This window comes from Cytobacillus horneckiae (assembly GCF_002835735.1).
Taxonomy (GTDB): domain Bacteria; phylum Bacillota; class Bacilli; order Bacillales; family Cytobacillaceae; genus Cytobacillus; species Cytobacillus horneckiae.
This window is the reverse complement of sequence record NZ_PISD01000019.1, coordinates 96,782-119,609: the sequence shown is the minus strand read 5'-3', so window position 1 is coordinate 119,609 and position 22,828 is coordinate 96,782. Positions and strand designations below refer to the sequence as shown.

Sequence of the window (22,828 nt, the reverse complement as noted above, 5' to 3'; positions counted from 1 at the left end):
TATATAAAAGGAGAAAAAAATGAAGGAAAATAATTCGAACGAAAAACATGTTAAAACGAATGAAAAATATGTCCCCGGCGATTCAGTTGAAAAGCACAAAACACTAGAAGATGCTAATTCCTATCTTGCATCTAAAGAAATCAAACAGCAAAATGAAAATTTATAAAGTGAAACGCTCATCAGAGGCCCGGTCTCTCAGACGTTGCCACAGAACGTGGCGGATTTCGTCTGAGTTCTGATAATAACCCCCGCCTTTTCTTCTTAGGTGGTGGCCCAGTTAATCTGCGATAAACGAAAGCTCACAGCATGCTGTGAGCTTTAAAATCATGACTATAAAATTTGTGGTAACTCTCTCATCTCTTCAGTTGTATCGTTTCCACATAACGGGCATTTCAAATCATCCGATGCAAAATCTTTCCGCATCCATCCTTTGCAGTTATCATCGCTGCATGAATAAACCTCCGTGTTCAGAAAAACAACTTCAGGTTTGTCATCTTGTCCTTTTTTATTAAAAAACATAACAAATGCCCCCTTTTTTTCTATAGTATGGACAAACAAGCAAGAAAAAATAGACGAAATGAGTAATTCTTTTTACAAATGGTGAAAAACTATCTATAAAAAGGTGGTGGCACGATGGAAAATAATAAAGGAAACAATTTGACGATTGCTGGTACAGACATTGATCAAGTAAAGAGATTAAACAGTCAATCCGGTCTTTCTTATAACGAAGTTAAACTGAAGATTGCCAAAGAATATGTAAATAAAACTGGATCTAAAACTATTTAAAGAAGCTGCTTTTTAGCAGCTCTCTTCTATTTATCGGTTCCATTTCTTGGTATCGCAATATCAATACTTTCTATATTATAAAAGGGATCTTCATTATTTTGTTCAAGTTCACCATAATTTAGCGCTGATAGCAACTCATTCCTTTCACTATAATCTGCATTCAAAGCGTCTTCATTATCTTTATGCATGAATTACCCTCCCTTCATATTTTCTTAGTTTTAACAAGTTGCAGTTCTTCATTCAATTTCACTGAAAAAATTCATAGAAAATATGTGAGATTTTTTAAACTTAACTTCACAGAGATATATGGCTTTATCTCTGTGAACCAGGATTCCAACACTTATTACAACTGTCAGTGTGACAAAATTGTCACTCAAATGCTTCTTTTGTCACTCAGTTCGATTTTTCGCGCTTTATCCTTTCGATACAATAAAATCAGCATATTATTTTGAGAGGGTGTTTATATGGAAAAATTATTACTAATTATTGCTATCATATCATTTGCTTTATCTGCATCAATCTTTATTTTAGTTGTGTTAAAGTATGGCATGAAAGGCAGCCTACAGAACCGTACAACTAAGTTAGCAAGTATTTTGTTCTTTGTTTATGTTATTAGTATCGGATCATTTTTAATCATTACGAATTAAGGTCGCTCCGTTCGATTGGAGCGGATACATTTCGATTCCTCTAAAAGGACGACTGAGTCCTTTTTCTTTTGTCCTAACATTTGTTCAGAAAATTATCATTTGTCTTTTTTGTTATTTTATGACATAATATCCTTGGCTAAAAAATTTTGAATCCGAGGTAATTATGAATTTAAACTACAATGAAATGAAAATTGATTGTCAAATAGAATATTTGCGCAAAGTTTTAATTGAAATTGGCTTAAATTATGGATTTACTAACCCTTTAACACTTCATATAAGTGAAAAATTAGACCAATTAATATACAGCAAACAGCAAAGTAAAAAAGAAAATCAACTACAAATTAATCATGCGAACGTTTAAAAATTCATCTATAAAACCCCACCAATCCAAAATTCTACAGGTGGGATTTTACAAACAACGCTGAACAAATTCCATAAATTTGATAGAGATTTCCTGCTCTTTACTTAAATTACGCAAAGCACTCCTTAGTGAATGTTAAAAAATAATATGACGATTTCCCATTCTGTTCTGCTTTTTGTCACTTTAAAACTATATAAAATGTACTTTAAACTGTTTTTAATGTGGCAATCTCTTTTCCTGCGCGTCAATTTGTCACTTTAAACAGCTTTTAATGTGACACTTTCACTTCTTGCGCATCACTTCGTCATTTTAAGCGGCTTCTCATGTGGCACACTTTCTCTTTATACGCATTTATTCTGCAATTAAGCTATTGAATATGAATAGCTCTCTTTGCAACCTTGTAAACCAGGATTTATAGATTTATATTCTTAGTCTGTTCATTCTTTAAATGCGTTTTTTTAAGCTGAATTTCATAGTATTCTCGAGTTTCGAGTGTAAAGCACAAATTTATCAACAGGTTGCGATTAATTTATGAAAAAAATGTCGTAAATAGTAGGAAAATTTATAATCTTCCTAGTTGATTTAATTTTTCATAAAATGGTACTATTAATTCGTAAGCGGTTTCTATTCTTTGCAATTCCCACCAAGACGGTACATAGATTACTATTATATAGGAGGAATTCGATGAGTCAGTTAACTGTAAGTTTAAAGGAAAAGGTAGAAAAATTTTTATCAGGTAAGAAAAAGCTTTATATCAATGGAGAATTTGTCGAAAGTAAAACAGGAAAAACTTTTGAATCATATAACCCGGCAACAGGTGAAGTGCTGGCACATGTTTATGAGGCTGGAAAAGAAGATATTGATCTCGCTGTAAAAGCAGCGCGCGAAGCATTTGATACTGGTAAATGGTCAAAAATTTCAGCTTCTCAACGAAGCAGACTGATGTACAAATTAGCAGACTTAATGGAAGCAAACAGTGAAGAATTAGCACAGCTAGAAACATTGGATAATGGGAAACCCATTCGCGAAACAACGCACGGGGACATTCCTTTAGCTGTTGAACATATCCGCTATTATGCCGGCTGGTCTACAAAAATGGTTGGTCAAACAATTCCAGTTAGCGGACCGTTCTTCAACTATACTAGACATGAACCAGTAGGTGTAGTCGGCCAGATTATTCCTTGGAACTTCCCGCTTCTTATGGCTATGTGGAAATTGGGTGCTGCACTTGCCAGCGGATGTACAGTCGTATTAAAGCCAGCCGAGCAAACGCCACTTTCAGCGTTATATTTAGCTGAGTTAATTGAAGAAGCAGGCTTCCCTAAAGGTGTGGTCAATATCGTTCCTGGTTTCGGCGAAACAGCCGGACAGCCGCTAGTTGATCATCCTCAAGTGGATAAAATCGCATTTACAGGATCCACTGAAGTCGGAAAACAAATTATGGCAAGCGCATCGAAAACATTGAAGCGTGTGACACTTGAGCTTGGAGGCAAATCGCCAAACATCATTCTGCCTGATGCTGACTTATCAAGAGCAATCCCTGGTGCCCTCAATGGCGTCATGTTTAACCAAGGCCAAGTATGCTGTGCCGGTTCACGTGTTTTCATTCAGAAAAAACATTTTGATAATGTCGTAGCGGATATGGCAAGCCATGCGAAAAATATTAAGCAAGGTGCCGGAATTCATGCTGATACAGAAATTGGTCCGCTCGTATCTACAGAACAGCAAAACCGCGTGCTTGGATATATTGAAAAAGGCGTAAATGAGGGTGCTGAACTGGTAGTCGGCGGCAATAAGCCGCAGGATGACGGATATTTTGTTTCCCCTACGATCTTTGCAAATGTTAGTGATGACATGACAATTGCAAAAGAAGAAATTTTTGGACCGGTTATTTCAGCCCTGCCATATGACGATCTAGATGAGCTGATTGAACGGGCCAATTCTTCAGAGTACGGCTTAGCTGCCGGTGTTTGGACACGTGACGTTGCTAATGCCCATTATATCGCAAACAAACTGCGTGCCGGAACTGTTTGGGTAAACTGCTATAATGCCTTTGATGCAGCTTCACCATTTGGAGGATATAAGCAGTCAGGAATTGGCCGTGAAATGGGATCCTATGCACTCGATAATTACACTGAAGTAAAGAGCGTTTGGATCTCAATGAAATAATACTAGCTGACAGTTTTCTGTTTTCGCAAATGACAGGGCACTACTCTATGAGTAGTGCCCTGCTTTACGTTAAATTTCTTTCAATGATGAAGCCAGCCTATTATTTGGCATACTTCACAATACTGTTTCTTAACAATTCAACGACAGCTTTGCCCGCTCTTTCATTATAATATTGCGCAAAACGTTCGTCGGCAACATACATATTTGCGAGTCCGATATGGGCTTCCGCAGAATAGCTATTCCAAGAATATTGTAGCCATTCTTTATGTTTCTTATAAACATTTTTCGCCGCCTCAGACTCTAAGTCACCTGTTTGTGAGAGGTTTTCAAGCTCAATAAAAAGTTCTGTTTCAATGGATTGCATTTTGTTATAATCATCTTCACTCATATTCATCCACTTCTTGTTGGACGCTTCAACTGTCTCCTCACCGTATTTCTCTCTAATTTCTTTTCCGTATTTACTTTCATTTTCCGCTAGCTTTTCTTTTTTAAAGCCTGCAAACTTTTCTTTGTTTGACATGCTAATCTCTCCTTTATGATGGCGCAAAGTTTTTTCAACAGTTTGAATTAGCTGCTCAATTTGCACTCTCTTTTTAACTAATTGCTTATAATGTGACTGTAACGTTACTTGGACATCAAAGTCAGGGCTAGATAATAGTTCTTGAATATCTTCAAGCTTCATTTCTAAAGATCGATAAAAAAGGATTTGCTGCAAACGATCGATTTCATTTTGGCTATATATTCGATAACCTGATGAATTGATTCTTGCAGGCTTTAACAACCCAAGTTCATCATAATATCGAAGTGTTCGTGCACTAACACCAGACATTTCTGCTACCTTTTTGATTGTATATTCCATCGTTATTACCTCCTGACAAGATTTATCATAAGCTTTGACGCAGCGTGAAGGTCAACAGCTTTTCTTCAACTTTTTTATAAGTATTATAATGAAAATAAAAAGAGATCATTCTTAAAGAAGAATCATCTCTTAACAATTTATCTTTATGTAGTGCCAAGTTTCAAGTTTAGTTTGAAGCTGTTGGCATTGGCTTGCAAGGTTGAATGGACAATAAAGATCTTGGTTTTGTAAGGCTGACTTTTATTCCAGCTTTTTTTAAACGGTTCACTAAATCTACGATCTGTGTTTTTTCCATTTATAAAACTCCTTTTTTTCCTGCCTTTATATTATTTATAGTATAGGATAATTATGAATAAACTATGAACAATCGCTAGAAATTCGTTTAATTTTATTGCAGATTTGTGAATTTTCAAGGAAACTTTTATGATCTTACTGTTCGATGATTTTATACCCCTGCAAGTTCAATTACAAACGTAATTATCTATATATAAATATTCAATTCTTTAGTTTATATATTCGCTTTAAAGCGGTAACTTCCTGTATTATTTTTCAATTTTTTTGATAAAGTTTATCAATGATTAACACTCAGGTTATGGTTAATGTTATAATTTGAGGGATTATGTTTTGTGGAGGAATTTATATACATGTTAACAGTTACGAATGTCGGTCTTCGTTATGGCGACCGCAAACTTTTTGAAGATGTAAATATTAAATTTACACCTGGCAATTGCTACGGGCTTATCGGGGCAAATGGAGCTGGGAAATCAACATTTTTGAAAATATTATCAGGTGAAATTGAATCACAATCAGGCCAGGTTAGCTTAGGACCGGGCGAACGGCTAGCTGTTCTAAAGCAGGATCACTTCGAATACGAAGAACATGAAGTGCTGAAAGTTGTAATAATGGGTCATACGCGTCTTTATCAAGTGATGCAGGAAAAAGATGCAATTTATATGAAAGCTGATTTTTCTGATGAAGATGGAATGAAGGCTGCTGAGCTAGAAGGTGAATTTGCAGAGTTAAATGGTTGGGAAGCGGAGTCAGAAGCAGCAATCCTTCTAAAAGGATTAGGGATTCCAGAAGAGCTTCATGCTAAAAAAATGGCAGACCTCTCAGGCGGAGACAAAGTGAAAGTTTTACTTGCACAAGCATTATTTGGTAAGCCAGATGTTCTTCTTCTCGATGAACCTACCAACCATCTAGATATTAAAGCTATTGCATGGCTAGAAGAGTTTTTAATCAACTTTGAGAATACAGTTATCGTTGTCTCCCATGATCGTCACTTCTTAAATAAAGTTTGTACACATATAGCTGACTTGGACTTTGGTAAAATTCAAATCTATGTAGGAAACTATGACTTCTGGTATGAATCAAGCCAATTAGCATCAAAAATGGCTTCTGATGCTAACAAGAAAAAAGAAGAAAAAATCAAGGAACTTCAAAACTTTATCGCGCGCTTTAGTGCAAATGCTTCAAAATCTAAGCAAGCCACTTCGCGTAAAAAGCTATTGGATAAAATCAGCTTAGATGACATTAAACCATCATCAAGACGTTATCCTTACGTTGGATTTACACCAGACCGCGAAATCGGCAATGACTTGCTGCGTGTTGAAGGCCTAACGAAAACAATTGAAGGCGTTAAAGTATTAGATAATATCAGCTTTATCATGAATAAAGATGACAAAATTGCATTAGTTGGCTCAAATGAGATCGCAAAAACAACTCTGTTTAAAATCCTTTCAGGCGAAATGGAACCAGACGAAGGCAGCTACAAATGGGGTGTTACTACGTCACAGGCGTATTTCCCTAAAGACAACTCCAAGTACTTTGAAAACAGTGAATTTAATCTAGTTGAATGGCTTCGCCAATTCTCTCCAAAAGATGAAAGTGAGAGCTTCCTGCGCGGCTTCTTAGGAAGAATGCTGTTTTCAGGAGAAGAGGTTTTGAAAAAAGCAAGTGTTCTATCAGGTGGAGAAAAAGTTCGCTGCATGCTTTCTAAAATGATGCTAAGCGGTTCGAATGTGTTATTATTAGATGAACCTACAAACCACCTTGACCTAGAATCAATTACAGCATTAAATAACGGATTAATTAATTTTAAAGGGTCAATGATTTTCTCATCTCATGACCATCAATTTATCCAAACGATTTCAAATCGAATGATTGAACTAACTCCTTCTGGCATCGTTGACAAGCAAATGACATATGATGAATATTTAGAAGATGATCAGCTTCAAAAGCAAGTAGCTGAAATGTATAAATAAAAATACGAGAGGCATCCATTTGGATGCCTCTTCATTTACTATAATGCCTATAAAAGGTGGATTTTTTATTTCAAATGCTTTTTCGCGATCAAAATTAAAGAGCAGAGAAATAATCCTCTGCTCTTAACTATTATGAATTACCATTTGCGCCTTTGAATATAGCCATAATGTGATTGCTGAGCTCTTCTTCGCTTCATGAATGTAAACAGAACGATCGTTAGAAGAATAATAACGGCACCTGCACCTAGCATGATTGACTTGATTGGCAATGTCGTACTGCCCTCATCGGCTGTGCTATTGATTGCCTGATGGGCTGAAACAATTTCCTGCGGCTGTTCCTCTTTTTCGAGTTTAATCACTTGGACTGCCCGATCCTCATTATCAGTTATTAACAGCCTCCCATCTTTAGTTACTTCCTCATTAAAACCTGTTTTAGGGACTGTAACTGATATATTTGGTTCTTTGCTTTTATAAATCCTGTCATCAGCTTTATATTCTTTAGCTGGCACAAACTCCTTATTTACATAATTTGAAAAGCTGTAATCAAGAATATTCGCTGTATCTTTATAGATATCGCGTTTATAATCTGCCTTTAACACGATCGCCGTTAAATTTAACGCACCATTATTGGCAGATGAAGCCAAAGTTTGCTTTGCTTCGTTGACATATCCTGTTTTTCCACCTGTAATCCATTCATATGGGCGTTCCCCATTTAGCATTTGATGATGTGAAATCAGAGTCGTATCCCAAGACTCTCCTTCCCATTTTAACTCTTTCGTCCCAAAAATATCTGTGAAGGTTTTATTTTCGAGTGCATAGTTCGTAATCGTCGCCATATCTTTGGCTGTAGTATAATGATTTTTATCATATAATCCATGTGGATTGGTAAAGTTCGTGTTTTCTACGCCAATTTCGTTTTTTAAGTAATCATTTAAATGCTTTGAAAAATTTGCTGCATCACCGTGAAGATGCTCTGCAATTGCATAAGCAGCATCATTTCCCGAATTAATAAGCATACCCTGAACTAGTTTCTTTAAAGTCACTTTTTCATCTTTTTCAAGATATACCTTCGTTCCATCAACGCTCGACGCTTCTTCACTAACGATCACTTCATCATTTAAATTTCCTTTTTCAATTGTATAAATAGCCGTTGCGATTTTTGTTAAACTAGCAGGATACATGATGTCTTCAGCGTTTTTCTCATAAAGAACAGCTCCAGTTGTTGATTCCATTACAATCGCAGATTCACTTAAAATTTCAGGGATATCTTCCTCTGCATAGGCTTTATGAGAGAATTGGAAGATAAAAATGAGTACTATAAAAAAATAAAAAGCCTTTTTCATCATGACACATCCATTTCTAGTTCTTTTACCCTACCAAATTGTATCAAAAAAAAGCAAATTAGTTTGAATTGAAAATAAATTGTTATTAAAATGAAATGTTTTTGTCGCAAATTGTAATATAAAGTCGAGTATTGTTTCGGTCTCTTTTTTCGTTATTATTTAACATGGGCAAAAAAAAATAAGCATCCAATTACTGGATACTTATTAACTGCTTCCGCAGCCTGAGCCGCAGCTGGAACCTGAATCAGAGGAGCTTCCTGAACCGCCGCCATCATTTGAATCATGATGATTATGATTGCTTGAACAGGCAAATCCTGAGCAAGATGTTGTAGATGCATAGGCTTGCTTCGTCCATTCTTGAGGTAGGTAAGAGCTCATATGTCCTAAATAATCTTCGCTTTCATAAATTGAAAAGAAAATTGCTGCACCTATCGCCGTTTGACTTAACCATTCCTTATTAGAGTTTATTGCCGGAAGCTGATTTTGCCTTTTAAATTGATGTGCTGATTTGATTTCATATTTCAATTTATTTATTAGCATTATCTGTACGTCTGTCCACTGACTATTATTGCGAAAATATTTGCTCAGCAGCTTTTCATCACTTAAGTTTTCAAAATCGGCCAAAACTTCATCACTCAATGGTGATTGTAAAAACGGTCCCCAGATTTTAATTGTATTTTCGGAGGGTTTGAACAAGCTAATAAAAACCCAATCAAAAAACGCACGCTCATTAGGCAGCGGCTGCTCTTCCATATTTGGAGAATGATGCAAATAATCATCGTAAAAATTCTTTGCGAATTGTTCATACTCCTTTGTGAACATGAGCATTTCATGCCATACTGTATCTACCTTATCACTAAACATTGGAACAGATTTAAAAAGGCTATTTATAAGAAAATATCTCTTTAATTCATAAAATGCCCATTCGAATTCATGATCGGCCCATTTTGGATATTCCTTTAATACTCTCTGTTTAATATGTTTTACATAGGTTTCAGGTAAGGCATTTTCCAATTTTTCTGTTATGGGCTTAATGTCATCCAGTTCCGTACCTAACCTCTCCTCTAATGGTAAGTTTGCTAATGATTTACTATTAGAAGAGCCTTTCGTGGCAGCAATGATTATTACAATTATGATGATTGCTCCAAAAATTAAAAGTGTACTCACTTCATCACCCCTTAATTGTATTATAAGGGAACAGAGTTATGTTTTGACAGAAAAAAACGTCTTAACTTTATGCTAAGACGTTTTTTTATTAGCTATGCTTTAAATAACTTTCGTAAATATCATCTTTTACTAGCCAAGCAAAATCTGTTCGTTTTATATAATTTACTGCTTCTTGATAAGAACTGAATGTATGGTTTGTTCGCTTATGATTATCCTGCATATACCATGCACTGTCTTCACAATACACGAAGTAATGATGACCAGAGCGGCCTTCATATAGAACACCTGATGTGCTTTCCTTTAGATTCAATTTGTTTTTAGGCGCATCCATTCTTAAGGATTCCTCATGGAACAAATCGATGACATATTTTTGGAAAGCGTCGTTGCCCATTGAACATCCAGACGCTTTTGCATGCCCTCCCCCGCCAAATTGACTGGCGATTTCTGATACATCGACATCATCATGGATTGTTCTAAAACTCACTTTCCTGCCGCCCATATTTAATATCGTTATATAATCAAGATGCGGATATTCTTTACCTAGTTCATTACCCAATTCAGAGTGATAGGACTCTGCATGTACAACACCTGTACATTTTTCATCGATTGTAGTTTGGATTAATTCACGCTTTTTGCGCTTAATATAGCGTTCAATCTTTGCATCTTCCATTTCCAAAAGCTTCTGTTCGAATTCATCAAAATCAAACTTATCATTTTGTTCGATTCTCTTAATGACTTTTTCTTCAAATTCTTCAATTGAAAACATAAAAAATAAATCATTTAATTGCTTTGCCTTTGTGTTCCCGTTTTTATCCCATTCCCAAGTGTCATATTGCCTAACCAGTTCAATAAATTGCTCTAATGTTTTTGATTGTTCCATTAAAGAATTCTCAACTAAATGTTCATACAACAAAGAGGTAGCACATGTTTGTCTGCCATCATCATAATTCACACGAACTTTGCCCCAATCATAGTTATTAAAATGAAGGGCACTCTTATGATGATCGATTAGCTGTGCTTTTCCCCCTTCTTTAATGTAATTATCGATTCTTTTAGTGTTATCTTCGTTAATCGACAAATCAGTAATCAACAGGACAGCTTCATTATTTTCTTTTTCCTCAAAAAACTTCTCAACTTTAAAATCGAGTCCGCCTACTGAGTTATAAAACACTTGTATGTCTTCTCCGAAGGCAAGCTTACCGACGATTCCGCAACCAACACCATCGAGATCATTGTGAGAGTATAGCTTGTACATATATTCACCCGCTGTTCTTAAAATTTCATTATGTAATCCCCCATATTAAGAGGGTATGTATATTATATATGAAATAAACCCCGCATGAAACTGCGGGGAGGATTATTTACAATATGAGAAAAGCAATCGGGGTTACAATTAATAAAGCCAGCACTGTTCTTTCAATCCAAATGAAGATGATTTGTGGAACAGTTAAGGGAATATCTGTTGATAAAATGCAAGGTACTAGCGCAGAAAAAAAGATAATCGCTGCAATAGAAACAACACCAATAACAAAGCGCGTAACTAACGCTGCTTCTGCAACAATTAATGAAGGGAGAAACATTTCTGCAATCCCAACTGCACTCGCCTTTGCAGCAAGCATTGGATCCGGAAGCTGAATTAATGCAGTTACTGGATAAAAAAGATAGCCAAGCCAATCAAAAATCGGTGTAAATTCAACTAAAACGAGGCCGAGCAGTCCGACTGACATGATAGACGGCAATATAGACATCGTCATTATAAAGCCGTCTTTAAAGTTCATGCGGATATTTTCTAGCAAGGAAGGGGCTTCTCCTGCTGCTTTCTTCCCCTCTTTCCATGCTGCCTTCAAGAGATTTCCACTTACTTCTTCCCTCTCCCCAGGCTGCCCCATATAATAGTCATCGCTCATCGTTCGCAACGGCCATATGCGTACAGTTATAGCTGTAACAGTAAATGTGACAATTAAGGTTATCCAAAAATAAGTATTCCATAAGTCCATTAATCCTAATGTTTTTGCGACAACGACCATAAATGTGACTGAAACTGTCGAAAAACCCGTGGCAATGATTGCCGCTTCTTTTATTGAATACTTCCCTTCTTTAAATAGTCTATTCGTTATGAGCAGACCAACGGAATAACTGCCTACAAACGAAGCAACAGCATCAATGGCAGAACGCCCGGGAGTCTTGAACACCGGCCTCATGATAGGCTTCATTAATACGCCTGCAAATTCAAGCAGGCCGTATCCTACAAGCAAAGCAAGAAAAACAGAACCAATTGGCACCAACAATCCTACTGGGGTCACTAATTTATCAAAGAGAAATGGCCCCATATTAGGGTTAAACAGCCAACTAGGACCAATTTTGAATACAATCATCACTGCAGTAATAAGACCTAGCACTTTTAAAAAAGAAAAAACAATCGTTACTTTATTACGTTTCCATGTCTTTGTAAAAAAAGGGTAAACCGAGCCTAAAAATATTACAAGTAATGCATAGTAAGGAACTATACCAGATATATATATTTGTATTCCTGTGACGATATGGTCCAGCATAATGGAAGATTGCCCATTTATCGTAACTGGAATAAAAAACATAAAAATTCCGAGAGCACTGTAAAGAAAGAATTTCAACACATGATTTCGTGAAACATTCGGTTTTATTATTTTTTCACCTGATCGGATTTCCCTTTCCATTGCAAGCAACCACCTTTTTCATTTATATCCTAGTCGTCCCGCATTGATGCAATATGGAAGTTTCTCTCCGTGGACTTCTATACTAATGAGCCGTTTTTTACGACGATTTCCCCTGATTTAATAACTGTGTCAGTGTGATTCATACCATAGTGATATTGCATTTGCATATAGTTCGGTATGTTTAGCATGATAATATCTGCTTTCTTTCCTTCTTCGATGCTACCGATATCAGCTGCTCTATTTATCGCATGAGCAGCATTTATTGTTGTAGCAGTAATAGCCTCCGCAGGTGTCATGCCCATATTCATACATGCAAGATTCATCATGAATGGAGTAGAGCATGTTGGAGAAGATCCAGGATTGCAGTCTGTTGATAATGCAACTGCCACACCCTGATCAATCATCTTCCTTCCTGCCGCTGCTTCAGCCATTAAGAAAAACGCTGTGCCTGGAAGCAGAACGCCAATAACTCCTTTCTCTGCCATCATTTTAATTCCTTTTTCGGAAGCTTTTAATAAATGATCAGCTGATATTGCTCCAACCTCAGCTGCAAGCTCTGCCCCTTCATATGGCTCAATTTCATCGGCATGAATTTTTGGAAGCAAGCCTACCTTTTTGCCAGCATTAAGCAGCTTTCTCGATTGTTCCGGTGTAAAAACCCCTCGTTCACAAAAAATATCATTGAACTCTGCAAGGTTTTGCTCAGCAACTTTCGGAAGCATTTCATCGATAATGAGATCAATAAAGGCATCTGGATTATCCTTATAGTGCGCAGGTACAGCATGCGCACCCATAAAGGTACTGACAATGTCAATTGGATGGATATGATTTAAACGCTTTGCAGCCTGCAGCTGTTTTAACTCTGTTTCCCAATCTAGCCCATATCCACTTTTTGCCTCCACTGTTGTCACGCCATGGATGAGAAAGCGATTTAATCTAACTAGACTTTCTTGAACAAGCTGTTCTTGCGAAGCTTCTCTTGTTTTTTGTGTCGTAGCATGAATTCCTCCACCGTTATTCATAATCTCCATATATGTCGAGCCATTTAAACGCATATTAAACTCTTCTTCACGGCTACCCGCATAGACAAGATGCGTATGCGGATCGACCAATCCCGGCAAAACAATCTTCCCTATTGCATCTATGACTTCAGCTTCTGTCAGTCTATCTTTATATTTCTCAAGCAATGCATTTGTCGTGCCGACACTTTCAATGCGTCCATCACTAATCCAAACTGCTCCGTTTTCTATAATGGATAGCTCACTCATTTTCGTTTTTGTTACCGGGCTGTGTGAGCCTCCTTTTAGGGTAATCAATTGATTGGCACTTTTAATAAATAATGGTTTTGTACTCAAGGTTCCTCCTCCTTTTAATTGTGTTTTACCGGATTAATTAATCCAGCATTGGAATATTTACACCTTTTTCTTTTGCTGTTTCAATTGCTTTATCATATCCGGCATCAACATGGCGGACGATCCCCATTCCCGGATCAGTCGTAAGTACTCTTTCAAGCCTTGATTCCGCCTCTTTTGTTCCATCGGCAACAATGACCATTCCAGCATGTATGGAGTAGCCCATGCCCACACCGCCGCCATGGTGAACTGAAACCCAGCTAGCTCCACCTACAGCATTAATCATTGCGTTTAATATCGGCCAATCTGCTACTGCATCACTTCCATCCTTCATTCCTTCTGTCTCTCTATTTGGCGAGGCTACCGAGCCTGAATCAAGATGATCTCTACCAATGACAATTGGTGCCTTCAATTCACCGCTTGCTACCATATCATTAATGATTTTTCCGAATTTTGCTCTTTCACCATAACCGAGCCAGCAAATCCTGGAGGGAAGACCTTGGAATTGAATTTTTTCTCTTGCCATTCTTATCCAATTACATAAATGTTCGTTATAAGCAAATTCTTTTAAGATGACTTCATCTGTTTTATAAATATCCTCCGGGTCTCCAGATAATGCAACCCACCGAAAAGGTCCCTTTCCTTCGCAAAATAATGGTCGTATATAAGCAGGTACAAAGCCTGGAAATGCAAATGCATCTTCCACACCCTCATCATTTGCAACCTGGCGAATATTATTGCCATAATCAAAGGTAACCGCTCCTTTTTTCTGCATTTCAAGCATCGCCTTTACATGAGTTGCCATGCTTTTTTTAGCATGCTGTACATAGCTTACAGGCTGATCGCTGCGTAGCTTATTTGCCTCTTCAATTGAATATCCGAGAGGAATATATCCATTTAAAGGATCGTGTGCAGATGTTTGGTCTGTAAGTATATCCGGAATAAAATTCATCTCTATCATTTTAGGCAGTACTTCTGCTGCATTTCCGAGCAGGCCAATTGATAATGCCCTACCTTCATGTTTTGCCTTCTCAGCCAGTGAAATCGCTTCCTCAATTGTATATACCTTCGTATCCAAATACTTCGTTTCAAGCCGGCGGTCAATATGATGCTCATCCACATCGATAGCAATGCAAATACCTTCTGCCATCGTTACAGCTAATGGCTGTGCGCCTCCCATTCCACCAAGTCCTGCAGTTAATGTGATCGTTTGTTTTAAGGAACCGCCAAAATGCTGTCTGGCCAATTCGGCAAACGTTTCATAAGTGCCCTGTACAATCCCTTGACTTCCTATATAAATCCAGCTACCTGCAGTCATTTGTCCATACATCATTAACCCTTTTTTATCAAGTTCATGAAAAGTATCCCAATTCGCCCACGCTGGTACTAGGTTAGAATTCGCAATTAATACTTTTGGTGCGTCACAATGTGATTTGAAAACAGCAACCGGTTTTCCTGATTGAATGAGTAAGGTTTCGTCATTTTCTAATTCATGAAGAGATTTTATAATTGCATCATAACTCTCCCAATTTCTCGCTGCTTTTCCGATTCCTCCATAAACAACTAAATCTTCCGGCCTTTCTGCTACATCAGAATTTAAATTATTCATCATCATTCTTAAAGCGGCTTCCTGAATCCAGCCTTTTGCATGCAATTCACTGCCTTGATAATTTTTAATAACTCTTGCTTTATGCGTCTCCACATATATCCCTCCCATATTCTTTATAAGTTAAGTTTAGCTAAGAATATTCGGAATATAAAGTTAACTAATGTTGGTTTTTTTATAAATTTCTTTAGTCTTTTATCATTACATTTGAAAATTTTTTATCTTTTTATTAGATTTTTGTTTTAATATAAAAAAAATCCAAGATCAAGCTCTTGGATTTAGGTGGTAGAAAAACTAGAATGGTTTGAGATTACTTTTCCGAAGTTCGACCATCGCTGCACGCGTTTAGTGACTCGATTGTCTCGCTTCTGGCTCAAGAGTCAAGCGGACACCTATGCACATCCAACAACAGCAAAGAGGAAACGATTCGGTTTAAGAGATTATTAAGAGCTGACCACAAATTCTAAAGGCTCATCCGTGAGAAACCTTTGTATGTTTTTAATCGTTATCTTATTAATTCTTGCGACTGCTTCAAATGTGGCTCCGCCAATATGTGGAGTAGCGATGACATTTTTAAGCTTTGATAATTCACTAAAAGAAGGTTCCTCCTGAAAAACATCAAGTGCAGCACCTTTTATTCTTTTTTCTTTCAATGCTTTGACAAGATCCTCTTCATTTATCAGTCCGCCCCTAGAAATATTTATAACGAAGACATTAGGCTTCATTAACGAAATTGTTTCTTTATTGATAAGGTGGCGATTATGATTTTTCAGTGAGGTTGAGAGAACAATATAATCTGAAGAAGCAAGCAGCTGTTTCAACTCAACAAACTCAACGCCAAATTTCTTAGCAGCATCATAGTCCTTATAGTTTCCATAGGCTGATATCTTCATGTCGAAGCCTTGTGCCCGCTTTGCTAATGCTTGTCCTATCGAACCAAATCCGATAATGCCAAGACGCTTATGATAAACTTCAGATCCCATTGACAATTCCCAGTGAGAACGTTTTATTTCTGCATCTTTTTGTGGTATATTTCTTGCAGCTGTAAGCATGAGGGCAAATCCTAAGTCAGCTGCTGACTCAGCATTTTGACCTGGTGCATTGGATACTTTTATTCCTTTCTGATGGGCATAAGCTACGTCTATATTGTCATATCCGGCACCAAACTTAATGATATATTTTAAATTCGGTGCTGAGTCTATCACTTCTTTATCAATTTTCACAATTGCAACAACGATAATGTCAACATCCCTCACTTCATTTAATAGCTCTTGCTTATCTATGCCGTTATCGCTATTTACAAACTTCACTTCCGCATTAAGCTGCTTTGCCTCATTTATCAATTGCGGATATTCTTCTATAAATGGATCTCTAATTAAGTAGAGCACTTTCATTAATGGAATCCCCCTTGTTGTTCTTTACCCAAAGATTTGTGCGGAAATACTATAAAGAGTGCCATTTCTATTTGACAATGATTGTCCATTCATCATCATGATTGGTGGCTGGTTGACAAACTCAAAGCCTTCTGATTCGATTGCTTGAGTGAATTCTATTTGCTCTGCAGGTACATCAATGCGTATAGTACCAGTGTGATTTTCTGCTAATCTATGTATGATTAATAAAGCAGCGGCTGTATTTGGAGCGATAATAGGACCTAACCGTAAATAGTCCCTGTACGCAATCGCCATGCCAAACCCTTTTACACTGTCCCCTTCTTTTAAAACGATGCATTCTTTTGCCTGCCTCATTCTATGAATGAGAAATGTTTGCCGCTTAGCACCAAAGGCTTGCTCATCTATATGGACAACATTTGTGAAATTTTCATTTTTCATTGCCTCTAAAGTATATTTTTCATTTGCTATCACTGACCGAAGGGGTTGATAACAAAAATACTTCTTAATGCTGGCAATGTTATTAAACCCTAGTTTTTTATATAGAGGTTAACCTTCGTCCGTTGCTATTAGGATAATAGGCATCGATTTATTGGCAAAATGTATACATTTTTGCATAACCTCTTTTGCCAGACCCATGCCCCTATAATTTCGTTTCACAATGACTAATCCAATAGATGCTATATTTGTATCGTATGGAATGATTGCCGCACTTGAAACCACTTCACCGTTCTCAGTTTTATGTCCAAACACCTTTCCACTTGAGAGAATGGTTTTAATTTCATCATAATCATAATCCCAGCCGACTGAGGTTGAAAGCTGAATCAGTCGTTCAATATCGCTCTCATTTAAAGATTCAAGTTGTGGTTTTTGTTGTCTTAACAAGGCTCTCTACCTTTCTACAATTCTATTTTTTTACGAAATTGACTAGGTGAACAATTCATTTTTTTAAGAAAAACCTTATTAAAATATTGTTGATTACTAAACCCGCATTGCGATGATATTTCTTTAATTGATAAAGATGATTCTTCTAATAGATCAATTGCGTGACGAATGCGAATATCTGTCAGTATCCCTCTGAAAGTTTTATGATAATTATTTGAAATCACGTAGCTAATATAGCTGGCATTCTTGTTAAACTTTTCTCCGATTTCCGTTAGATTCAATTGCGGATTTGCATAATTTTCCTCTAAATAATGAAAAACCTTTTTCGAAAGCTGAATTGGGTTTTTCCTCGTTATTACGTTTTCAATTAATTGGCCAATAAACAGAATAAGCTCTTCAATAATCCGATAAATAACAGGACAATATAATATCTCCTGGAAAAGCTGAAGATAATTTTTTTCAAAAGAAGGATTTTCTAATTTATTTGACAGCATGAATCGTCTTATTTGTGCCAGAATGCTAGTTAAGCGAATTCTAATGATTGCAGGATCAGGGTAAGGAGGATTCAAGTTCAAAAACTCGTCGTAAAGCCATTTTTTTAAACCTTTTAAATCAGATTGAGCTAATAATTCCACCCAAAGCTGTTGATCTTCTGGTGTTAAAAAAGGGTCGATCATCCGCCAGTCCCGGTCACTTCTATTATCTATGATTTGATTAAACCCGATATAAAAGCTAATTTCCATCCTATGTTTTAGAAGATGATATTGATCTTTAATTGGTTCATTGCCGTTTGAATCTTGTGCTACAATTACAATCGGCTCATGACTCATCGTTTGCCAGTCTCGTAAAAACCTGCTCCACTCCTGTCGCCAATTGATATCATCATGTGATGCAGCAAAGCATACAATCATTTCGGTTAATACAAAAGAAAACAACGGTCTTTTCCATTGATAACTTTTTAGAAATTGGTAAAGCTCAGGCAATATATGCACACTTTCTGATTTTAACCCAAAACTTTTAAGAGGTCGAATTGGCTCATCACTGTTCAAAAATAAATGGGTATAGCCAATGCTTCTTTCCGATTGTATTTGATTAGCCGGAAGATTTTTTTTATCAGCATGATTTTTCCGATAAATTCTTTGTACAGATTTCAATAATATTTCAGGTGATATTGGTTTTAACAACAAATCATTTACTCCTAAATCAATCGCGTTTTTTGCTCTTGCAAAAGTCGGTTCAATCGTAATAGCGCATATCGAGGGTTTTACAATATTTAGTACATTTACAATAAAATGATAATGTGCTTCATCTTCTATCATTTCGAGTTCAATGATAAGAAGATCAGGTCTAAATGTTTCTATTTTACCGATCAATTCTCCCGGAAGATTCACTGTCTCAACTTGCCATGATGTCATCGCTGAATGAAGCAGCCATCGTATTCCGTTTAAATCTGATTCATCACGACCTGCGACAAGGACTTTGTACATGCTGCCCACCCTTTTTCCTTCATTATCCGTAAGCTATATAAAAATGTAAATAAATATTCAGAAAAAAATATGAAAAAGAGACAAGTTCTTCTCTCCTGTTGGCATATCTATATAAGGACAAACTATAATGGAGGGAATCGTTATGCAATTTCTAGTAATAAAAAAGCGGTCAATCATCACGGTTTTATTAATCTTCGCCATCATTGTATCTGCATCTGTCTGGTATTTTTCTAAATCTGGTAGTGTTTCTGTTTTTAACTTAAATAGTGAAGAGGATATTAGAGAAATCCATATGGTGACGGGAGAGTATAAAACAAAAATGCCTGATGGTAGGGAAGTTGAGGTATACCGGTGGGATCCTGGGACGATATTTTTAGAACCAGGTGAAAAAGTAAACTTATCTATCTTAGGTGTAATGGGAAGTGAGCATCCCTTTTATATTGAAGGAACCGACATAAAAGGGACGGTCAAAAAAGGAGAGGAAACAGTTGTTCCATTGCAGTTTGATAAAAAAGGAACTTATGAGCTTATTTGCGATACACATTCGCATCATGGAAATGCTGGGCAAATGATAGCCTATATCGTTGTAAAATAAGTGCATGCTTTTTGTGAAAAAATAAAAGAGCTGCACACGTCTGCAGCTTCTTTTATCTTGCACCTATGCTTTTTTACACATCATCTATATCACCGCAATTGTTAAAATGAAAGCGAAGTAATGGTAGTTCTTAAAGAGCACGAGGCTGCAGCATGCTGATTAACAAAATGAATCCTACTTGAAGATTACTCTCGATTAAATTTTGATAATAGGTAATAGGAATACATTAAAGAACCCAACAACGGTAAATCCTTTTGTTATGAAGTGGAAAGATGGAGGGATGTATCCATGATTTTCCCTTTGATTACTTCCCTTTTTACTCTGATGCTTCTTCCTTCCTATCTATTTTCGTTCTTCCCCAGTAGATTGCATATCCTGTTACGATAAAAAGAACCAATATAGCTACATAACTTATAAATGGCGAAATACGATATAAATTAGGCATCAAAACTATAAAACCAAATAAATAAGGCACCAATAAAAAGTAAGCCTGCTTTTTGTTTTTGCGATATGATGACGTAAAAATTGCCATCGAACCGATAATACCTATAAGGATTACTATTATACTGATAAAAGCTAAGAAAAGATGATTGTCCATTGAAAGCCAGCTTACCGTGACATGATCATACAAAGCGTTTCCAACCTTTCTTATTTTTCCTAATTTTAACATTAATTATTGTTAAATAGACTCTCCTCGTTTTCGGTATTCGATTCGTGCTAAATCTGATATTTTTGTGCGTATTTTCGGAGTTGGTACCACAATTGTTGCATATGTTTCCGCTTGGTTTTTTCTCGATTTGAGTCCATTTTTTGTTGCCTCTCACTGTAATTTGGTTTCTTTTATCGATTTGATACCACTTTTTCTGAGTTCGCACTGAATTTTGGGTTCTTATTGGTTACTTTTTTCAAAATACTTCCACTTTCTTTATACTTGTTAAATATTGTAGAAGCACGTAAAAACGCATTCAGTTAAGAATGCGTTCATACCTTTCCTTTCATTTTTATCGAGAAATAAACATTTGCGTCCAGTAATGGCCGTAAGAACCACCTTTTACATAGCCGACACCAATCTCAGTGTACTGGCTAGATAGAATGTTTTTACGATGACCGTCACTATTCATCCAAGCATTGACTACTGCCTGTGCGCTTGTTTGACCCGCAGCAATATTTTCACCTGCTGAGCGATATGTAATCCCAAAGTCAGTCATCATTTTGAACGGTGTACCGTATGTAGGTGAATGATGATCAAAATATCTGCGGTCAATCATATCCTGTGATTTGAAACGAGCAACTCTAGATAATTCCCAATTTTCTTTAAGCGGTTTTAATCCAGCTTTTGCTCTTTCCTGATTGACTAGCTTCACAACTTCAGCTTCCATATTCATCGTCGCAGCTGCCGTCGACGGAATATTTAAACTTTGACCTGGATAAATAAAGTTTGGGTTTGATACTTGTGGATTCGCTTGAATAATTTCAGTTACACCTACTTGATATTTCACGGCGATTTTCCACATCGTATCTCCCGTTTTAACGGTATGTACCATTGATGCACTTGCATCTTGCTTAAATCCAAAGACTAGAGCTACAGTAAACAACAACATAAAAGAAAGCTTCATTAAATTTTTCATAGTTTTTATTAAACCAGAATATATTAAACTATGTAAGCGGTAATTGTTGGTCAACTTTCCTTAATACACTGACAGAGGAGATATAAAGCAAAACATGCAATATTAAACTGTCATCCTAAAAGGACCGCAATTAGATTCTTTTGGAATTAACCTCTAGTAATTCTTCTAATTAATTGCTCTTCTCCCCTATCCTTTACAATCACACCTAACTCATTTAGATCAGTTTTTAATTGATCCGCCTTCTTTTCATCCTTTTCTCTTAATGAAAGTCTGCGTGAATATAAGATTGATTGAATCGTTTCTCCTAAAACCATCTCTTCGTTTAGCCTCCATAATTGGAACAGCTTTTATAAGGATCTTCATTTTTCCATGGATAGAAATGAGACAAAAATGCATCTTTTACTTTCTCTGTCGGTATATCGATCTCTCTACTAAATATTTCCTTCCCTTCATTATCAAGCAGCTTTAATTGTTTTTCCTCGATAAAAATCGCAGATACCATATTTTTTGAAATAATTGTTTCTTCTTCCTTTATTACTAGCTTGATTTTGGTATCATCAATAAAAATATTAAGGCTTTCATTAAAAATAATTATCGATAAAATAAATCCAGCAATGATTCCAATAATCATTGCGATAACCGAAACCGAAAAAGAGTGAAATGAGTCAATCAACATTATCAAATCATTGGAAGATAGAATTGGAATTCTCTTTAATCCAGATACTATCACTGGTAAAAACCAGCCAACAATACCTCCAATAGCAGTTGGAATGACTAAAATTAATGCTCTTTCAAAAACAGTCAAACCTAATTTTGTGACATGATGGTTCATACAGAACCGCTCCCCTATTGAATAGTTAGTTTTTTATTTGATTAGTCAATCAAATAAGTTTAAATAAAAGCACATTTCGTGCTCTTCTCATCATTTAATCATACTCATCAGCATTTTAATTAACTCATGGCTATAGTTATAATCCACCTTGCTCAAATCCTTTAACATACTTTCCGAAATTGCTCCCTGGATTATTGTTGCAACAGCATCAGCATTAAAAACTTGTGTAAATTCCTGTTTATTTTTACCTTCAAGTAAAATATCCTTTAGCAGCATATATAAATGATCTTCTTCCTCTTCATCGGTTATCCTGTAGTATGGCGTCTCATCCGAAGTTTGTGCATTAAATATTATTTCAATTAAGGCAATATTATTTTTGTAATGAGTTTCCTGATAAATGATACTAGCTTCGATGAAAGCTTGGAGCTGTTCTGTAGCGGTGTTTTTACCAACGACTCTTTCGCTAATATAATCAAGTTGATTAGATAATAAATAAATCAGAGTATGATTAATTAAATCTGCCTTATCACTAAAATGATAAGAAATCAGTCCCGTACTTATTTTTGCTTTCCGGGCAATTTTGGTTAAACTGACTTTTACGTAACCAACCTCTTCTAATGTATCAATGCATGCGTTGATGATTTGTTCTCTTCTTGCTTCTACAATAAATGATTCTGCCATTGAACTTCCTCCGCTATAAAAAACTGATTATATAAATAGTAATTTGATTATACAATCAAATTACCAAATTCCTTTCTCAATG

The 22,828-nt window shown here is 36.3% G+C and carries 26 protein-coding genes; 7 read left to right on the top strand and 19 right to left on the bottom strand.

The window, feature by feature from the left end; translation table 11 throughout:
- Window positions 1-19 precede the first annotated feature (19 nt).
- Complete coding sequence (locus tag CWS20_RS28390; RefSeq protein ID WP_162840981.1) at window positions 20-166, top strand: hypothetical protein; 147 nt, start codon at window positions 20-22, stop codon at window positions 164-166.
- Between the two features lie 164 nt (window positions 167-330).
- On the opposite strand, the gene CWS20_RS10345 is transcribed toward CWS20_RS28390, so the two are convergent.
- On the bottom strand, window positions 331-519 hold the full coding sequence (locus tag CWS20_RS10345; protein ID WP_066198570.1) for a cold-inducible protein YdjO-related protein: 189 nt from the start codon (window positions 517-519) through the stop codon (window positions 331-333).
- Between the two features lie 114 nt (window positions 520-633).
- Between CWS20_RS10345 and CWS20_RS28385 the strand changes: the two genes are divergently transcribed.
- Window positions 634-786, top strand: a complete 153-nt coding sequence (locus tag CWS20_RS28385) for a hypothetical protein (RefSeq protein ID WP_162840982.1) — start codon at window positions 634-636, stop codon at window positions 784-786.
- A 26-nt stretch (window positions 787-812) separates the two neighbouring features.
- On the opposite strand, the gene CWS20_RS27965 is transcribed toward CWS20_RS28385, so the two are convergent.
- Window positions 813-974 (bottom strand): hypothetical protein, encoded by a 162-nt coding sequence (locus tag CWS20_RS27965; protein WP_157090541.1) that lies wholly within the window; start codon window positions 972-974, stop codon window positions 813-815.
- A gap of 276 nt (window positions 975-1,250) precedes the next feature.
- On the opposite strand from CWS20_RS27965, the gene CWS20_RS10340 reads away from it, so the two are divergent.
- From CWS20_RS10340 to CWS20_RS10330, 3 genes are all read left to right on the top strand, one after another.
- Window positions 1,251-1,433 carry a hypothetical protein gene (locus CWS20_RS10340; RefSeq protein ID WP_066198572.1) on the top strand — a complete coding sequence of 61 codons (183 nt, stop codon included), beginning with the start codon at window positions 1,251-1,253 and terminating at the stop codon, window positions 1,431-1,433.
- 163 nt (window positions 1,434-1,596) lie between these two features.
- Window positions 1,597-1,794, top strand: coding sequence for an aspartyl-phosphate phosphatase Spo0E family protein (locus CWS20_RS28975; protein WP_066198574.1), 198 nt, complete (start codon window positions 1,597-1,599; stop codon window positions 1,792-1,794).
- Window positions 1,795-2,478: 684 nt separating this feature from the next.
- On the top strand, window positions 2,479-3,963 hold the full coding sequence (locus CWS20_RS10330) for an aldehyde dehydrogenase family protein (protein ID WP_066198576.1): 1,485 nt from the start codon (window positions 2,479-2,481) through the stop codon (window positions 3,961-3,963).
- Window positions 3,964-4,063: 100 nt separating this feature from the next.
- Here the strand turns inward: CWS20_RS10330 and CWS20_RS10325 are convergent, their stop codons facing one another.
- Both CWS20_RS10325 and CWS20_RS28970 read right to left on the bottom strand, forming a co-directional pair.
- The gene (locus CWS20_RS10325) at window positions 4,064-4,822 is read right to left on the bottom strand and encodes a MerR family transcriptional regulator (RefSeq protein WP_066198579.1); all 759 of its coding nucleotides are present in this window, start codon (window positions 4,820-4,822) and stop codon (window positions 4,064-4,066) included.
- A gap of 166 nt (window positions 4,823-4,988) precedes the next feature.
- Window positions 4,989-5,117, bottom strand: coding sequence for a hypothetical protein (locus CWS20_RS28970; protein WP_276328303.1), 129 nt, complete (start codon window positions 5,115-5,117; stop codon window positions 4,989-4,991).
- A gap of 349 nt (window positions 5,118-5,466) precedes the next feature.
- Between CWS20_RS28970 and CWS20_RS10320 the strand changes: the two genes are divergently transcribed.
- Entirely contained in the window at window positions 5,467-7,086 is a 1,620-nt protein-coding gene (locus CWS20_RS10320) for an ABC-F family ATP-binding cassette domain-containing protein (RefSeq protein ID WP_066198582.1), read from the top strand.
- Between the two features lie 137 nt (window positions 7,087-7,223).
- Here CWS20_RS10320 and CWS20_RS10315 read toward each other — a convergent pair whose 3' ends face one another.
- The 10 genes from CWS20_RS10315 to CWS20_RS10270 form a co-directional block, all read right to left on the bottom strand.
- A complete protein-coding gene (locus tag CWS20_RS10315; protein WP_101226300.1) occupies window positions 7,224-8,432 on the bottom strand; it encodes a D-alanyl-D-alanine carboxypeptidase family protein in 1,209 nt (402 codons plus the stop codon).
- 201 nt (window positions 8,433-8,633) lie between these two features.
- A complete protein-coding gene (locus CWS20_RS10310) occupies window positions 8,634-9,596 on the bottom strand; it encodes a UCP032817 domain-containing protein (protein ID WP_066198588.1) in 963 nt (320 codons plus the stop codon).
- Between the two features lie 88 nt (window positions 9,597-9,684).
- Window positions 9,685-10,851, bottom strand: coding sequence for a DHH family phosphoesterase (locus tag CWS20_RS10305; protein WP_066198591.1), 1,167 nt, complete (start codon window positions 10,849-10,851; stop codon window positions 9,685-9,687).
- Window positions 10,852-10,957: 106 nt separating this feature from the next.
- The gene (locus CWS20_RS10300) at window positions 10,958-12,289 is read right to left on the bottom strand and encodes a YjiH family protein (protein WP_066198593.1); all 1,332 of its coding nucleotides are present in this window, start codon (window positions 12,287-12,289) and stop codon (window positions 10,958-10,960) included.
- A gap of 77 nt (window positions 12,290-12,366) precedes the next feature.
- Entirely contained in the window at window positions 12,367-13,644 is a 1,278-nt protein-coding gene (gene hutI, locus CWS20_RS10295; protein WP_066198596.1) for an imidazolonepropionase, read from the bottom strand.
- 37 nt (window positions 13,645-13,681) lie between these two features.
- Window positions 13,682-15,343 carry a urocanate hydratase gene (gene hutU, locus CWS20_RS10290; RefSeq protein WP_241504168.1) on the bottom strand — a complete coding sequence of 554 codons (1,662 nt, stop codon included), beginning with the start codon at window positions 15,341-15,343 and terminating at the stop codon, window positions 13,682-13,684.
- 347 nt (window positions 15,344-15,690) lie between these two features.
- Window positions 15,691-16,641 (bottom strand): phosphoglycerate dehydrogenase, encoded by a 951-nt coding sequence (locus tag CWS20_RS10285; protein WP_066198603.1) that lies wholly within the window; start codon window positions 16,639-16,641, stop codon window positions 15,691-15,693.
- Window positions 16,642-16,665: 24 nt separating this feature from the next.
- Complete coding sequence (locus CWS20_RS10280; protein ID WP_142385376.1) at window positions 16,666-17,079, bottom strand: GNAT family N-acetyltransferase; 414 nt, start codon at window positions 17,077-17,079, stop codon at window positions 16,666-16,668.
- A 108-nt stretch (window positions 17,080-17,187) separates the two neighbouring features.
- Window positions 17,188-17,523, bottom strand: coding sequence for a GNAT family N-acetyltransferase (locus CWS20_RS10275; RefSeq protein WP_083957400.1), 336 nt, complete (start codon window positions 17,521-17,523; stop codon window positions 17,188-17,190).
- A 14-nt stretch (window positions 17,524-17,537) separates the two neighbouring features.
- Window positions 17,538-19,010 carry an AraC family transcriptional regulator gene (locus CWS20_RS10270; RefSeq protein WP_066198606.1) on the bottom strand — a complete coding sequence of 491 codons (1,473 nt, stop codon included), beginning with the start codon at window positions 19,008-19,010 and terminating at the stop codon, window positions 17,538-17,540.
- Between the two features lie 142 nt (window positions 19,011-19,152).
- Here CWS20_RS10270 and CWS20_RS10265 point away from each other — a divergent pair, with 142 nt between their 5' ends.
- Window positions 19,153-19,605, top strand: a complete 453-nt coding sequence (locus tag CWS20_RS10265) for a cupredoxin domain-containing protein (RefSeq protein ID WP_066198609.1) — start codon at window positions 19,153-19,155, stop codon at window positions 19,603-19,605.
- Window positions 19,606-19,921: 316 nt separating this feature from the next.
- Here the strand turns inward: CWS20_RS10265 and CWS20_RS10260 are convergent, their stop codons facing one another.
- The 5 genes from CWS20_RS10260 to CWS20_RS10245 all read right to left on the bottom strand — a co-directional run bounded on the left by CWS20_RS10260 (window position 19,922) and on the right by CWS20_RS10245 (window position 22,746).
- Window positions 19,922-20,236 (bottom strand): hypothetical protein, encoded by a 315-nt coding sequence (locus CWS20_RS10260; protein WP_142385375.1) that lies wholly within the window; start codon window positions 20,234-20,236, stop codon window positions 19,922-19,924.
- A gap of 370 nt (window positions 20,237-20,606) precedes the next feature.
- Complete coding sequence (gene safA / locus CWS20_RS10255; RefSeq protein WP_066201667.1) at window positions 20,607-21,119, bottom strand: SafA/ExsA family spore coat assembly protein; 513 nt, start codon at window positions 21,117-21,119, stop codon at window positions 20,607-20,609.
- 260 nt (window positions 21,120-21,379) lie between these two features.
- Window positions 21,380-21,547: a CysS/YqeB C-terminal domain-containing protein gene (locus CWS20_RS27960; protein WP_157090543.1), complete on the bottom strand. Its 168-nt coding sequence runs from the start codon at window positions 21,545-21,547 to the stop codon at window positions 21,380-21,382.
- A gap of 8 nt (window positions 21,548-21,555) precedes the next feature.
- The gene (locus CWS20_RS10250) at window positions 21,556-22,065 is read right to left on the bottom strand and encodes a YqeB family protein (protein ID WP_066198614.1); all 510 of its coding nucleotides are present in this window, start codon (window positions 22,063-22,065) and stop codon (window positions 21,556-21,558) included.
- Between the two features lie 90 nt (window positions 22,066-22,155).
- On the bottom strand, window positions 22,156-22,746 hold the full coding sequence (locus CWS20_RS10245; RefSeq protein ID WP_066198617.1) for a TetR/AcrR family transcriptional regulator: 591 nt from the start codon (window positions 22,744-22,746) through the stop codon (window positions 22,156-22,158).
- Window positions 22,747-22,828: the final 82 nt, after the last annotated feature.